Annotated in this window: 14 protein-coding genes and 1 tRNA gene; 4 read left to right on the top strand and 11 right to left on the bottom strand. The window is 31.2% G+C overall.

What is annotated here, in order from left to right; genetic code table 11:
• Window positions 1-149: 149 nt before the first annotated feature.
• The 4 genes from V9L05_RS21570 to V9L05_RS21555 form a co-directional block, all read right to left on the bottom strand.
• A complete protein-coding gene (locus tag V9L05_RS21570; protein ID WP_338815635.1) occupies window positions 150-716 on the bottom strand; it encodes a hypothetical protein in 567 nt (188 codons plus the stop codon).
• A gap of 39 nt (window positions 717-755) precedes the next feature.
• Entirely contained in the window at window positions 756-3,695 is a 2,940-nt protein-coding gene (gene uvrA, locus V9L05_RS21565; RefSeq protein ID WP_338815634.1) for an excinuclease ABC subunit UvrA, read from the bottom strand.
• Window positions 3,696-3,804: 109 nt separating this feature from the next.
• Window positions 3,805-5,070 (bottom strand): WG repeat-containing protein, encoded by a 1,266-nt coding sequence (locus V9L05_RS21560; RefSeq protein ID WP_338815633.1) that lies wholly within the window; start codon window positions 5,068-5,070, stop codon window positions 3,805-3,807.
• Between the two features lie 70 nt (window positions 5,071-5,140).
• Window positions 5,141-5,710, bottom strand: coding sequence for a Uma2 family endonuclease (locus V9L05_RS21555; RefSeq protein WP_338815632.1), 570 nt, complete (start codon window positions 5,708-5,710; stop codon window positions 5,141-5,143).
• A 73-nt stretch (window positions 5,711-5,783) separates the two neighbouring features.
• Between V9L05_RS21555 and V9L05_RS21550 the strand changes: the two genes are divergently transcribed.
• The 3 genes from V9L05_RS21550 (at window position 5,784) to def (ending at window position 7,447) form a co-directional block, all read left to right on the top strand.
• Window positions 5,784-5,909, top strand: coding sequence for a hypothetical protein (locus V9L05_RS21550; protein WP_338815631.1), 126 nt, complete (start codon window positions 5,784-5,786; stop codon window positions 5,907-5,909).
• Between the two features lie 34 nt (window positions 5,910-5,943).
• On the top strand, window positions 5,944-6,807 hold the full coding sequence (locus V9L05_RS21545) for a hypothetical protein (RefSeq protein ID WP_338815630.1): 864 nt from the start codon (window positions 5,944-5,946) through the stop codon (window positions 6,805-6,807).
• Between the two features lie 88 nt (window positions 6,808-6,895).
• Entirely contained in the window at window positions 6,896-7,447 is a 552-nt protein-coding gene (gene def / locus V9L05_RS21540) for a peptide deformylase (RefSeq protein ID WP_338815629.1), read from the top strand.
• 92 nt (window positions 7,448-7,539) lie between these two features.
• On the opposite strand, the gene V9L05_RS21535 is transcribed toward def, so the two are convergent.
• The 6 genes from V9L05_RS21535 to V9L05_RS21510 form a co-directional block, all read right to left on the bottom strand.
• Entirely contained in the window at window positions 7,540-8,952 is a 1,413-nt protein-coding gene (locus V9L05_RS21535) for a choice-of-anchor Q domain-containing protein (RefSeq protein ID WP_338815628.1), read from the bottom strand.
• A gap of 220 nt (window positions 8,953-9,172) precedes the next feature.
• Window positions 9,173-9,245 (bottom strand) — tRNA-Thr (locus V9L05_RS21530).
• Window positions 9,246-9,568: 323 nt separating this feature from the next.
• Window positions 9,569-10,444: a DUF58 domain-containing protein gene (locus V9L05_RS21525; protein WP_338790717.1), complete on the bottom strand. Its 876-nt coding sequence runs from the start codon at window positions 10,442-10,444 to the stop codon at window positions 9,569-9,571.
• Window positions 10,445-10,588: 144 nt separating this feature from the next.
• Window positions 10,589-11,677 carry a type IX secretion system protein PorQ gene (gene porQ, locus V9L05_RS21520; RefSeq protein ID WP_338790716.1) on the bottom strand — a complete coding sequence of 363 codons (1,089 nt, stop codon included), beginning with the start codon at window positions 11,675-11,677 and terminating at the stop codon, window positions 10,589-10,591.
• A gap of 212 nt (window positions 11,678-11,889) precedes the next feature.
• Complete coding sequence (gene cutA, locus V9L05_RS21515; protein WP_338815627.1) at window positions 11,890-12,198, bottom strand: divalent-cation tolerance protein CutA; 309 nt, start codon at window positions 12,196-12,198, stop codon at window positions 11,890-11,892.
• A 309-nt stretch (window positions 12,199-12,507) separates the two neighbouring features.
• A complete protein-coding gene (locus tag V9L05_RS21510) occupies window positions 12,508-13,131 on the bottom strand; it encodes an alpha/beta fold hydrolase (RefSeq protein WP_338815626.1) in 624 nt (207 codons plus the stop codon).
• A 165-nt stretch (window positions 13,132-13,296) separates the two neighbouring features.
• On the opposite strand from V9L05_RS21510, the gene V9L05_RS21505 reads away from it, so the two are divergent.
• Complete coding sequence (locus V9L05_RS21505; protein ID WP_338812035.1) at window positions 13,297-14,130, top strand: IS5 family transposase; 834 nt, start codon at window positions 13,297-13,299, stop codon at window positions 14,128-14,130.
• 169 nt (window positions 14,131-14,299) lie between these two features.
• Here the strand turns inward: V9L05_RS21505 and V9L05_RS21500 are convergent, their stop codons facing one another.
• On the bottom strand, window positions 14,300-14,752 hold the full coding sequence (locus V9L05_RS21500) for a pyridoxamine 5'-phosphate oxidase family protein (protein ID WP_338790713.1): 453 nt from the start codon (window positions 14,750-14,752) through the stop codon (window positions 14,300-14,302).
• Window positions 14,753-14,764: the final 12 nt, after the last annotated feature.

Below are 14,764 nucleotides of genomic sequence, written 5' to 3'. Positions count from 1 at the left end.
TCTGTAAAAATACAGCTTTTGAGTTTGGTAAGCAAGAAGAGAGTTTTTTGATGAAATATTGGTTTATACAATTCAAATTACTTTCCTATCGGCTTTTAAAAACTTGTTTTTGAATTTATAACCTAGAATGAGATTAGCTTGTTTAGAAACTAAAAATAAGATTTTTTATACATTACTTTAGTTACTATTCCTTTTTCTAAATAGATTATCAATTCGTAGTTATTTAATGTTGAGTACGATAAAATATCTATTGTATTGGTGTCTTGAGATGTGTATTTTTCATCTGAATCTCCTAGTTTTGCTATTATTTCTTTTTTGGTCAATCCTATTAATTCTTCATTTTTTAATAAGGTAATTGCCATGTTATCATTTTTATATGCTGATTTATTCCATTCTTTACTATCAAAAGGAGTATGATAATTGAGTTTTTCTATTGATTTGTAGGTAAAAACACAAAGCACTATAAAAGGAAGAATATTGAGTGAAACAGCTAAATGTTTTTTATTTCTTCTCCAATGTTTCAATCCTAATGTTAGAGAAAACATAAAAACTAGACTGGCAATAAGCATAGGAATTATTTGTTTTACTCCACTCATTTTCCATTCTTGAGCTTCAGGAAAAGTAGAAGTAAAGAAGAAAGTAACCAACAAGGTAACAGCAGTTGTGATACTGCTTATTACTATTCCCAAAAAGCAATCTATTATTTTTTTAGTCATAAATTTAAAAACATTGAGAATTGTCTGACACTTAAAAATCTACTTCAACTCTTCTCTCAAAAACTTAGCAGTATAACTTTTCTTATTTTTAGCTACTTTTTCAGGAGTTCCTTCTACCAAAATTTGTCCACCTGCTGCGCCTCCTTCTAAACCTAAATCGATAATCCAATCGGATACTTTAATTACATCCAAATTGTGTTCGATGACCAAAACAGTATTTCCTTTTCCTACTAATTTGTCCAAAACATCTAGTAAAAACTGAACGTCTTTAAAATGCAGACCTGTTGTAGGCTCATCAAGAATATAAAATGTTTTTCCTGTGTCTTTTTTTGATAGTTCGCTTGAAAGTTTTACTCGCTGTGCTTCTCCACCTGAAAGTGTTGTGGCGTGTTGTCCTAGAGTGATATAACCCAAACCCACATCGTTGAGTGTTTTGATTCTACGCAAAATATTAGGCTGATTAGCAAAAAACTCTGATGCTTCTTCTACACTCATATCCAAAACATCGGCAATAGATTTTCCTTTAAAACGAATTTCTAAAGTTTCTCTGTTGTAGCGTTTTCCTTTACACATCGGACACTCTACATGAACATCAGGCAAAAAGTCCATTTCTATAAGTTTACGTCCTGCTCCTTCGCACTCTTCACAACGTCCACCTTTTACATTAAACGAAAATCTCCCTGGTTTGTAACCTCTAACTTTTGCTTCTGGAAGCTGTGTAAACAAAGCACGAATATCTGTAAAAACGCCTGTATAAGTTGCAGGATTTGAGCGAGGAGTACGACCAATAGGCGACTGATCGACTTCAATAACCTTATCAATATTCTTTAAACCTTCAATTTCTTTATACTCTAAAGGCGTTTTGACTCCTCTGTAAATATGTTTGTTCAGAATTGGATAAAGCGTGTCATGAATCAATGTAGACTTTCCAGAACCTGAAACGCCTGTAATACAAATCAGTTTGCCCAATGGAAAATGTGCTGTAACATTTCTCAAATTATTTCCTGTCGCACCTTTCAAAACAAGCTCTTTGTCGTTTCCTTTTCTGCGTTCTGTCGGAACTTCTATGCGTTTTTGATTATTTAGATATTGCGCTGTTGTGCTATTTCCCTTCAAAAATTCGGTTGGCGTTCCTGCTTCTACCACTCGTCCTCCATGTCTTCCTGCACCTGGTCCTATGTCTATCAAATAATCGGCTGCCAACATCATATCTTTGTCATGTTCGACAACAATTACTGTATTTCCCAAATCACGCAAATCCTGCAACGCCTTTATCAGTTTTACATTATCTCTTGAATGAAGTCCTATACTTGGCTCATCCAAAATATACAAAACTCCGACAAGTTGAGTTCCTATCTGTGTAGCCAAACGAATACGCTGTGCTTCTCCACCTGAAAGCGTTCTTACAGGTCGGTCAAGGGTTAGATAATCCAAACCCACATCCAATAAAAAGCCAATTCGTTTTCTAATTTCTTTCAAGATTTCGGCAGCAATAATATTTTGTCTTGCTTCCAAACGGCTTTCAATATCTTCAAAAAATTCTCCTAACTGATTGATGTCTTTTTGAGCTAATTCAGATATATTTTTATCTGCAATTTTGAAATATAAAGATTCTTTTTTGAGCCTTGCGCCATCACAATCTGGACAAACTGTAACAGTCAAATAATCTTGTAAACTTGATTGTTGTTTCGAACTTCCACTTTCTAATTGATATTTTTCTAAATAGTCGATGACTCCTTCAAATTCACTGTTCCATGTTCTGTCAGAAGACTTGGCTTTTACTTTTACAATTTCTTTCGAACCATAAAGTATTTTTTGTTGGATTTTTTTATCAATTTCTTTCCAAATGGTCGTAATATTTACCTTTTGACTTTTCATAAAGGCAGCCAGTTTCTTAAAAAAATACGTGTCACGGTATTCTCCCAAAGGCGCAATCGCTCCTCTACTAATACTTAATGTTTCATCTGGAATAATAGATTCTTCGGTAAGCTGTTCAATTTTCCCCAAACCATTACAGGTCTGACACATTCCATAAGGCGAATTGAACGAAAAAATATTTGGTGCTGGTTCGTCATACGCAATTCCTGTAGTGGGACACATCAAAAAACGAGAGAAAAAACGAGCTTCCGTCTTTTCATTATCGTTGGCATGTTCTTGCACCATCACAATTCCATTACCTACTTTCATAGCCGTTTTGAGTGATGCCATGATTCGCTTTTCATCATCTTTAGTAACGATAATTCTATCAACAACAACTTCAATATCGTGTGTTTTATAACGGTCAGTCTGCATTTTTGGAACGAGTTCCATTATTTCGCCATCAATTCTGACTTTTGTATAACCACTTTTTCGAAGCTGTACAAAAAGCTCTCTATAATGTCCTTTACGTCCTTTTACAACTGGCGCAAGAAGCACCAATTTTTTATCTTTATAATCTTCAAAAATTATCTCTAAAATCTGTTCTTCTGTTTGGCGAATCATTCGTTCACCTGTATTGTACGAATAGGCAATACCTGCACGAGCATAAAGCAAGCGCATAAAATCGTAAATTTCTGTTGTCGTTCCTACCGTTGAGCGTGGATTTTTGGAAGTCGTTTTTTGTTCGATGCTAATTACTGGACTCAAGCCATTAATTTTATCCACATCTGGACGCTCCAAGTTTCCCAAAAAAGAACGTGCATACGCCGAAAAACTCTCCATATAACGACGCTGCCCCTCTGCATAAATGGTATCAAAGGCAAGCGACGATTTTCCACTTCCACTAATCCCAGTAATGACAATGAGTTGCTGACGAGGAAAAGAAATATCTATATCTTTCAAATTATGCTCTCTCGCTCCAAAAATTTCTATAAAATCGGTTGTATTGGGATGATTTCCATTCGAATGAATAGAATCTACAACTGTTTTAGTTTGTTCTGTTTTGCTTTTTGATTGTTTTGTCGTCTTACTTTTGTTTTTTTTGGGAGTAGCTGATGCCATAATTATATTCTAGGGAAGTAAATTTCTATATTATTTTTTACGCTAAACAAAGGTAACAAATTTATAGCCTTTTGGTTAGAGTTTTAGCAAGATTTGAGTAGATTAGGAGCTATTCTTCCATATACACAACTTCAAAATCACGATTAATATATCCGACCTTATTTTTATTTGTGGTTTTATCTTTTTGATAGATACGTGCTAACTCTCCATAAAACGGATAAATGTAATCATACTCTTTATCAAGGAATTTTCTATTAATAACATCAAAAACTTTCCATTTACCATTTTCTGATACAGCAATATATTTTTCGGGTATAATACTCTCAACCTGTTTAAAACTTCCTTTTAAAATTATTTCTCCTTCGAAATTAATGATAGAATAGATTTTGAAATCTGAATCTTTTAAAGCAATTAACTTTTGATTAGGAATAATAAGAACTTCGTAGGAATTAAGAATATAATTGTTAGCAGTAGTAGATTTGAGTATAATTTCGTTTTTATCATTTATTAAAGCTATAGATGGCATAACTAACCCAAAGAACTCTGACATAAGTTTGTATGTACAGAGAGCATATCTTTCTGTACCAATCTGTTGAAACTCTTGATAATATGATAGTATACTATCAGAAGTTTCTTCCTTAATATTTCCTTTTTCGTCTATATAAATGTATTTACTAGGTCTTATACTATAAGAAGGACTATCAATTTCATTTAAATTGTATAATGCATCATCTGTCTTATAAATAAGAAGAGAATCATAATCTCTATTAAGAGAACTAATTGCATCAGTTTCAAGATCTAATATATAATTTCCTTTATAGTTAAAAATATAAATCCTACTACCTGTATGAATAAAATAGCTGTTCTTTAATGGAATAACATGACCTTTTATCGTTGTCTTTTTTACTTTATCAGTAGAATCAAGATTGAAAATTTCATAGAACTCGTTTTCTAACTTTTTTGCTACCCATTTATCATATATATAATATCCTCCAGTACAACACTGTTTTGGTTTGTTTACTAAACAGTAACTGTCAATAATTTCACCCTTTTTATCAAAAAGGTAATAGCAGGAATCGTTGATAACAGGCAAATAATATGCTTCATTAGAACTTTGAAAATCATCATATATTATAGGAATGATTACTTCATTATTTTTATTTATAAATCCATATTTATCATCTTTTTGAACAGTAGCTAATCCATTTTCTTTGAAATAAAATGTTTTATCATATTGAGGTTCAATGATAAATGTTCCTGTTTTATCGATAAAACCATATTTTTTATTTTTTATGGCTGGATATAACAGGCTGTCTTGAGCAAATGAAGTAGAAAAGGTTAGTAAGAGAACAGAAATAAAAAATAGTAGTTTCATGGCAAAAATATAAGATTGAACTGAGATATTTTATAACATAGAATGCTTTTTTAAGGATAAAGTAACAAATCTAAACCCCATAAATGTCTTTCACAGGCAACTCACAACCCAAAACCTCCAAAATATTTTCTAGTTCTAAAACATCTTCAATAAAACGCTTTTCGTTTTCCAAATTACGAACATGAACAGTTGGTTTGTTATCTTCCAAGTTACTTTCAATCATGATGTATTTTTTGAGAGTTTTTATTCTACGATAACACTCAAATTTATCTCCTTTATCATAATTTTTAGTAGCATTTGAAAGAACTTCTATAATAATTGTTGGTTCTACAAGTGCATAAGCTCCATGTTTTAGTTTTTCGGTTTTTACCTCTCCATAATAAATATGAATATCTGGATATAAAAATGCTTTATCGCATTCTAGAGAGTGCATTCTCATACTTCCTGTAACAAGTGTACAGCCTTTTTTCTCTAAGCATTCGCTCAGTTTTCGCACCAAACGCATAACAATCATTTCGTGTTCAATGGTTGTTCCTGCTATTGCTTTTATAATTCCATTGAGATACTCCAAACGGTCATCTGAAATATCTTGATAACGATGATATTCTTCTACAGTTATTTTTCCTTGTGGAATAGACATAATTTTATTTTTAGTTGTTTATCAAAAATACTAAATTTAGAGCGTTTTAGTTTGTATTGATAAAATAAAAATTATGAAATTACTTGAAGAAAATTTTACTGGAAATGAGAAAAATATAGCTACCAATTTTGAACGAAAAAAAACGATAATTCTTCTAAATACATTTTCATTGAATATATTGATAGAGTTAATCACATAAATATAACTTTCATAAATTACTTTTTAATAAAAATATGACAAATTCAATTACAATTCTTTCAAACAGTCCTATTTTACAAGAAAGTCGTCAAGACCCAATTACTGGGGATTTGATAAAAGAAGGCGATAAAGTTGTTATTTGTGCAAGTTGTAAGTCTGCTTTTTTAGAAGGAAGTTGGAAGTATTTAGGAGAAAAGCATTGTAATCAAACTGAAACGTTAAGCCAAGTTCCTGCAAAACAAAATTTTAAGTTTGTAAAGAAGTTAAAGCAACTAGAACAGGTTATTTTTTCAGCTGAAAGTTATGGAGGAAATACAGCTTTAATTACAGCCGTTCCGACAGGAATTATTAGTTTTATTATTTCTATTTTATTGATTCTTAATGTTACTGATTTAGTATGGCTTTGGGGAGTTGTGGCAGGACTTACTAGTATTCCTTTTATTTTTAATGCTTTCCAAACAAAAGGAATTGAAGTAAAAGAAACAGCTATTTATATCAAAAAAGGATTCGGATTAAAGAAAAGACACCCAATTTCAAAATTGGCAAAAATAGACTTTACGTTCTATAACGGTTTTGACCATGAAATAAATCTTAATCGTAAAATTAACACAATGGTAAATGAAGTTACTATTTCTACTCCTCCTACCATTCGCCTAGCAAGTGGATGGTTTCCAGTATATTTGGCTCTTAGTGAATATGATTTTAATAAAAATAGAGAAAAATTTATTGAGTTTTTTAGCAAAATTAGTAATGTTTTGTATGTCAATTTATCAACAGATGACAATGAATTAGCAAAAGAATTTGAAGAAAAAGTTCCTAAAGCAACCATAAGAAAAGATTTAGAAGGATTACGATATTTTTATGGAAAGTACTATAACAAACAAGTTTATTTAGGTTGATTTTCATTTTTATAATTCTCTACAAAAAAAATCTTATTTTCTGTACCTTTGTCATTATTTTCATTCTCAAAAAACAAAATCTGAAATTATGATTCGTCCAATATACGTATATGGTCATACTGTGCTTCGTAAGAAAGCAACTGATATAAAGAAAGATGGTTCTATTGATGTAAAAGAACTCGCAAATGATATGTTCGAAACGATGTATTCGGCAAGTGGTGTCGGCTTAGCAGGTCCTCAAATTGGTCTTGGAAAACGTATTTTTGTTGTCGATGGTGGTGCAATGGATGAAGAACTAGACGGCTTCAAAAAAGTATTTATCAATGCTGAAATTTTGGAAGAAGAAGGCGAAGAATGGACTTTTGAAGAAGGTTGTTTATCTATTCCACAGATTAGAGGTGAAGTTTCTCGTAAACCAAATATCAAAATTCGTTATTATGATGAAAATTGGGAGCTTCATGAGGAATCTTTTGATGGAATTGCTGCCCGAATTATTCAGCACGAATACGACCACATTGAAGGTGTGTTGTTTACTGATTATCTTTCTCCACTTCGAAAACAACTTTTGAAAGGAAAATTAGATAAAATTAGTAAAGGAAAAATAGCTGCTGATTATAGAGTTACATTGCCTAAAAAGTAGTTTCTTTGCAATTTTTTACCGAACGGTTCGCTCAAAACGAACCGTTCGATAATGAAAAAGTCTTTTAAAAAATAAAATTCGTAATTCTAAAACTATTCTTTCTCAAAAGCCCCAATATCAGGATTAGAATCTCTGGCTTTGCCTTCCAAATCTATCTCTAAGCCAATATCAAGACCAGCATTTATGGCAGGACTGAGCGAATCTAACCCATACTTTCCATTAAAAGCATCTTCAAATTTTGGATCTTGATTTAAAATATTTGGTAATGATGCATCTACAAGTTTAGTTTTCAGAAGATTAGCATTCCAAAATGTTTGAAAGCCTGCTTGAGGAGAAGCAAATAAAATCAATTCCTCGTCTATACTTCCCCAAATAATGTTATTTATAAAATAGGCTTTTAAATCTTCTCTGATAATTTGTTCATTTCCTGTTGTATCTACAAATGCTAAGGTATTTGAAAGCTCAAAAGAAGGTTCTTCTCTAAAAAAATTAAATCCAAAATTGGCAAACGTATTATTATAAAAATAATAATTTCCTCCTGCTCCTGCTGAAAAAGTTCGATTCAAACAATTATGAATAAGTGTATTTTGAATCAATACATCAGAATTCAAACAAAAAACACCAGCGTCAGCCATATTTCTGATAATCGTATTTTCAATAACCAAATCTGGAATTGTATCATTATCAGGCGTTCCAAAACGTATTCCTGTTTTGGCATTTTCTATCATGGCATAAGAAATTCTATTATTTTTACTATTTTCTCCAAACAAGATTCCAAACCATTGTCCTAACGCATTTTCAAATGCTCCATCATTTCTAAAACTTCCTAGCTTTACATTTTCAGTTGAATTTCCATTTATTTCCAAAGAACCAGCTACCAAAAGAGCAGCATCTGTCAGAAAAACCACTTTTACACCTGCTTCTATGGTTAGTTTACAATTCTCGTCTACCAACACATTGCCTTTAACAATATATGGCTTTTTTCCACTCCAAACAGTCTGACAATCCAAAACAGAATCTTCTAATAAAATCCCATCTTGTAACCACACAATCAAAGGCAGTTTTTCAATATTTCCATTACTTTCTACCACCAAAAAATCTTCTAATTTGGTAATTCCATCAGTATTCAATGTAGGAGGAATAATATCTAAAAAGATACGTAAACTATCATTTCCTCTCAAAAAAATATCTGTTGCTTCTTGTTTTTTTATTCCATTTATAGTCAGACGAAAAGGTGAGTTTTCTCCAGTTTGAAGATACAGACGTGAAATATTCAGAGCTTCTTTATTAAAATTTTTGATACTAGCACGCTGTACAGGCGATTCGAAACCTGTATAAAGTGTATCAAAAAACACAGTGTCAGGCGAAAAACTGATTCTATTGCTTTTATCTGTACTAATCATTTCATCTTTTGGCTCACATGAAAAAAGAGAAATAGATAAAATACTGAAAAATATAAAATAGAGAATATTTTTTTTTGGAAATGATTTTACTTTATGATTCATTCTTTCTTTAATAGCTTATTTGGATTGTTTCTGTTGAGCGATAAAGGTACAAAATATAAGAACTAGAATAGTTTAGCTAAAATGTTAAAAGGCAAAAAAAATCCCAATTCAATCTAAATAAATTTAGTCTGAATTGGGATTTAATATTTTGTGCAATTTATCACTCTTACACTTTTTTAGCACTTCAATATTTCTAACTTTCATTTGAAATACTATATTGAGCCTTCTAACGGGATCGAACCGTTGACCTATTGATTACAAATCAATTGCTCTACCAGCTGAGCTAAGAAGGCTTTTGTTTTTGATAACACAAAGGTAGTTTTTTATTTTTTAATTTACAAATAAAATTAGAATTTATTTTATTGTTAAATATTATTTTTTAAAACTCTTTTGCAACAACTTTTATCTTTTTTTGATTATTTTGTTGCTTTGTTTCCCTTAATGCAATGCAAAGGTAAGACTACTTTTTTAATTCTGCAAATAAACTTTACAAAAAATTTCATCTTTTTTTAATATAACTTAATAATTTATTGATTTTCAGAAATTTACCTTGCTTTTTTTATTCAAAAAAAAATTTATAGTGATAAAAAAACTGATTTAATAGACTCTAATTAATTTATTTTCTTCTCGTCTTTCTCAGTTTGAAAAGCTTTATCAACTTAGGAACATAATCATCGTGTGTACTCAAATACAAATAATCTGCTCCATAGCGTTTACAAAGGTTTTCTAACTCTTCTCTTTTTTGTGTAAACTGTTTCTCAAAATGCTGACGATATTCTTTTGATGAAGTATTTACCCAAACTGATTTTCCAGATTCTTTATCATAAATTTGAACGATACCGAGTTGTGGCAAATCTTGTTCTCTTGGGTCGCCCAAATGAATACAAATCAAATCGTGCTGTTTGGCAACTCCTTTTAGTGCAGCTTCATAATTTTCATCAATAAAATCTGAAACCAAAATCATTACACTTTTTCGTTTAATGATATTCATTGCCATCGTAATGGCTTTAGTGAGGTTGGTTTGGTCAGAAGTAGGATTCAAATCAAAAATCACCTTCAAAATCTGGGCTGCTTGTCGGTTTCCTTTATCTGGACGTACATAACGTTCTCTTTTATCACTAAAACAAAGAAGTCCTACCGAACTTTGTTCACGCAAAGCAGAAATGGTTAAAACGCCACAAATTTCTTTTCCAATATCCAGTTTTTGCAGTCCTTGCGCTCCTACACGCTGAGAAGCACTAACATCAAGCACAAAAAAAACGTTTTGTTCTTTTTCCTCTTTGTAAGTATTGATATATGCGCCATGTCCTTTTGCCGAGATATTCCAATTGATAGTACGAACATCGTCGCCATAATTGTACTGACGAACATCATCAAATTCTAATCCTGAACCTTTAAAAACAGAATGACTTTCACCCTGCATACTTGTATTGACTGCTTTGCGAATCAAAACCTCGTATTTGCGAAGTTTACTAATTATATCTTTTAACATATTATTTTTTTGAATTGATAAAAATACAAACGCTACCGATATTAAACTCCTACGGAGTAAAATGCATTTTGTACACTTTCTTTTTCTACCAATATGAAACTCCTAAAGGAGTAAATAAAATATGATTTTAATTTCAAATAAATTCTAATTTTTTCGAAATAACTTTTTCGTATCCAATGTAAGGGTAAAGTTATTTGTTCCTCCTGCAATATGTGCCAAAGAACGGGAATATGCAAATTCAAATGAACGAACACGCAAAACTCCACCAAATGAAAAACCTACAAAAGCAGGTCTAGCTGTTACGACTAACTCACGACGACGCAAAAAATTATATCCTGCACGAACATTAAAATTCTTACTAAAAATAACTTCTGCTCCCAAAACAACTCTTCGAAGTGTTTTATCAATAACACTCGTTTCTTCTACCACTACTTGTCCATTTGCATCTAAAGTTGTACTTCTTGCAGGGTCATTATAAACAATATTTTTTCTAAAAAGCTGTTGTAATGTCAATGAGAAACGAACAGGCATTTTTTCAGGCTTTAAAGAAGCCCCCAAAAGAATATTCATAGGCATTTCGTATTCTGAAGTAGGTGAATAATTACTAATCAGAAAACCTAAGTTATTCATAACTAATCCAAAACGCAAATCTTTGTCTGGGTGTGTTAGTGTTCCTCCCAAATCCACATAAACGCCTGTTGCATTGAATCCAGCAAGCTGCGAACCTGCAATTTTCAAAGTTCCACCAACCCGAAAGGCATCAAATTTTTGAGAATGACTCACTCCAAAACTATATTCACTAGCATTTATTTCTCCCAAAGAGTTTCCCAAAGCATCATAGCTTTCAATGTTTCCATAATCAAGATATTGAAATGAAAAAGCGAGATTTGAAAAACGTCCTAATTTTTTAAAATCATGTCCATAAGCTAGATTTACATTACTAATTCCTGCTGAATATCCATAATAAGCTAATGATAAACGGTCATGTGTTTGCTCAGTAAGAAGTGCAGGATTTTCGATGTGCATATTTATATCTTGCTGGTCTCCAGTATCTTGAGATGTGATATTTGCTCCTCCCAAGCCAATTACTCGTGCATGTGTAGGAAGATTAATAAATTCTAAAGATGTTTTTCCTCCAATTTGTGCAAAAGCCAAGTTCTGAATAAATAGAAGAAAGAATAAAACGAGGAAAGAATTTAGAAATAATGATTTATTAGAAAAGAATTTATACATTTCTTAGGGAATGGCTTGATAAAAAGAAGAATTCTAGCACAAGATTTTATCTCAGGCTTTATCTTTTTGTGTGCATTTTGCATGCAAAAAGAGTTTCCAAGCAGAATGCTTGAATAAGAGATTATTTTTAATTGCAAATTTATAATCTTTACAAATTTACTTGTTTTTATAAAAAAACATACCCTAAAAATATATAATTTTAAAAATCAATTTTAAAGTTGATTCTTTGCCCATTCAAAATAATTCTCATTTACTTCCATTTCCCAACAAGCAATACATGCCACGTCATAAGAATGATGTTGCTCTAAAAAATTACTTACCTGTTTTATTTTTTCAGGCAATGTTTTAGCAATCAAAACTTGTTCGTTGTCATTTTTCATATTTCCCTGCCAAAAATAACAACTTTTTATAGGCATTGAATTCGTACAGGCTACTAATTTGTTATCTAAAAGTAGTTTGGATAAATGTAAAGTTTCGTTTTCATCTTTACAAGGAACATAAAAAAATAAGAGTTTTGGCAAAATAGTATCAGAATTATGTTTTTATTTAAAAATATATATTTTATGTACTGATGTTACGCAGTTTAGTGTTCTGTGTGCCACAGAGCAGCCTTTTGCGTAACATCAGTTATGTGCTTCAGTACAGTACTAGACATGGGTGGTAAATCGTTGGTGAGGACACTATAGTTGTAAATCTCAACACAAAAAGCAGCATTTTATCTATTCAACAGTCTAGAAGACTGTTATACAAAATAACCGTGATAATCTTTATTTGATAAGCTATAAAGCATAAATAATCAAGATTGTTTTAGGTCTAATAAATTCATATTTTTATAAAATTTCCTTTATTTTTCTTAAAAAAACAGGATTACGATGAATTGCTCCATGTCCTTGATTCTGTAAAGTAATAAAATTGAAATTATCTAATTTATTATTTTTAACTAAATATTCTTTTATCATTTCTAAAGACTCATACGGAATTACTCTGTCGTTTGTGCCATGAAAAATAGTGGTAGGAACATTCGTTTTTGAGAGAAACTCAGCCGTTCTGAATTCATATTTTAATAAAAAAGTCGGCAAAAAAGGATAAGTTCGTTGTGTCATATCAGTTATACTAAAATAAGGAGCTTGTAGAATAAGAGCTTTTGGATTATTCTGACTAGCAAGCAGGGCAGCCGAAGCCGTTCCGACAGAATAACCAACAACAACTATATTTTTTTCATCATACTTTTTTTCTTTTCTGACAAAGTTGTAAGCTGTCTGTACATCACTAAAAAACTGTTCTTGACTGTGTATCTCGCCTTCACTTTTTCCATATCCTCTATAATCTAAGATAAATAAATCATAGCCTAAGCCTGTATAAACATCAGCAACACTTTTCCAAGAACTAACAGCACCTACATTTCCATGAAGATAAAAAACAAGTTTTTTCGTTTCAGATATAGAATTTTCCACATTTTTGGAATGAAATAAAACTCCATGAAGATGAATATTATCGTTTGTGGGAATTGTTATCTCTTCATGAAGCTGTTTAAGAATAGGTAATTATTTTTTCAAAAAAGAGGTGAAATAGTTATCATTGTAAATCTTCACATTTGCAATTTCTAACTCTTTACCTCTATGTACGTAAACTTATCAAAAAAAACTATAACAGAAAATATTTTACCCTATTTAACTCAATTTAAAAAAGGTCGTAAGCCTAAAGTAGCTCTTTGGCGCATTGTTAAAGCTATTATTTATCGTCTTAAAACAGGTACTCAATGGAGAGAATTACCTATCAAACAATTTTTTGGCAGAACCTCAATTAGCTGGAATACAGTCTATTACCACTATAATAAATGGTCAAAGTTGGAAAGCTGGAAGAATTTATGGACACATTATTTATCTAAGAATCGTTCTGATATAGACCTTTCTATTTGTCATTTGGATGGTAGTCATTCGCCAGCTAAACAAGGAGGAGAAGGAGTAGCTTATTCAAGCAGAAAAAGATGTAAGACAACAAACTCGCTATTTCTGACCGATAAAAATGGAATTCCAGTAGCGATGTCTGTGCCTCAAGGTGGAAATCATCACGATGCTTTTGAACTTGAAAAAAATATGCAAACTATGATAGTAGATTTGAACAAGGCAAATATCAGACAAGAAGGAATTTTTCTTAATGCAGATGCTGCTTTTGATACAAATTCATTTCGTTCTTTTTGCTCGCATATGGACATTGTGGATAACATAGATTTTAATAAAAGAAACCGAAAAGATATTGATAATCAACCATTTAAAGATGAAAAAATGTATGATTTACGTTTTGCAATAGAAAGAACTAATGCTTGGTTAGATGCTTTTAAGGCAATATTGATACGATATGAAACTAAAATTCATACTTGGCAAAGCCTACATTATTTAGCTTTTACTTTGATATTTATCAGAGATAGACACAAAAGAAAAACTAATTCTTAAACAACTTCCATGTTTATTTTTAAAATCAAAGACATAGTTTTTTTCTAATTTGCTAGGGAAAAACAATAGCTTTTCTTGAAAAAAATAAACTGAAATGCAAAGCAGTAGATACAAACTAGCCAAGATTCCGACTAACCAGAGGAATATTTTTTTGAGTTTTTGCATACTTTTATTTTGAATTGTAGAGTTTCTTTGCATTTTCTATCTGTTCTTTTTCGGTAGTTTCAGGAAAAACTATATAACTAGGAGCAATTATTTTCTTTATCTTCTCTAGTTTGATTTTTATAACTGTAGAAAAAGGATACTTTCCTTTTGTCATTTCAATTAAAGGTCTTTCTAATTCTTCAAATTCTACATCTGATTTTTTGATAATACTTGCCTTTCCTTTTATTTGAAATCCTTTCTGAACGAAAACATCAATAAAACTAACACATACATTTGGATTTTGCACAATATTAACGACACTCTGAGGAGAGGCAATATTTGCAATGATGATATAATTGTCTTTATAGAAAGTAAATATCTCTTTGGGAGAAACATTAGGCATGTTATCTTTATCAGCCGTTGCAAGCCAACAAAGAACACTTTTGTCTATATAGTTTTTTATTTCTGAAGTAAGCATAATGAAAGTTGA

The organism is Bernardetia sp. Wsw4-3y2 (assembly GCF_037126295.1).
GTDB lineage: Bacteria > Bacteroidota > Bacteroidia > Cytophagales > Bernardetiaceae > Bernardetia.
This window is presented reverse-complemented; position numbering and strand designations above follow the sequence as displayed.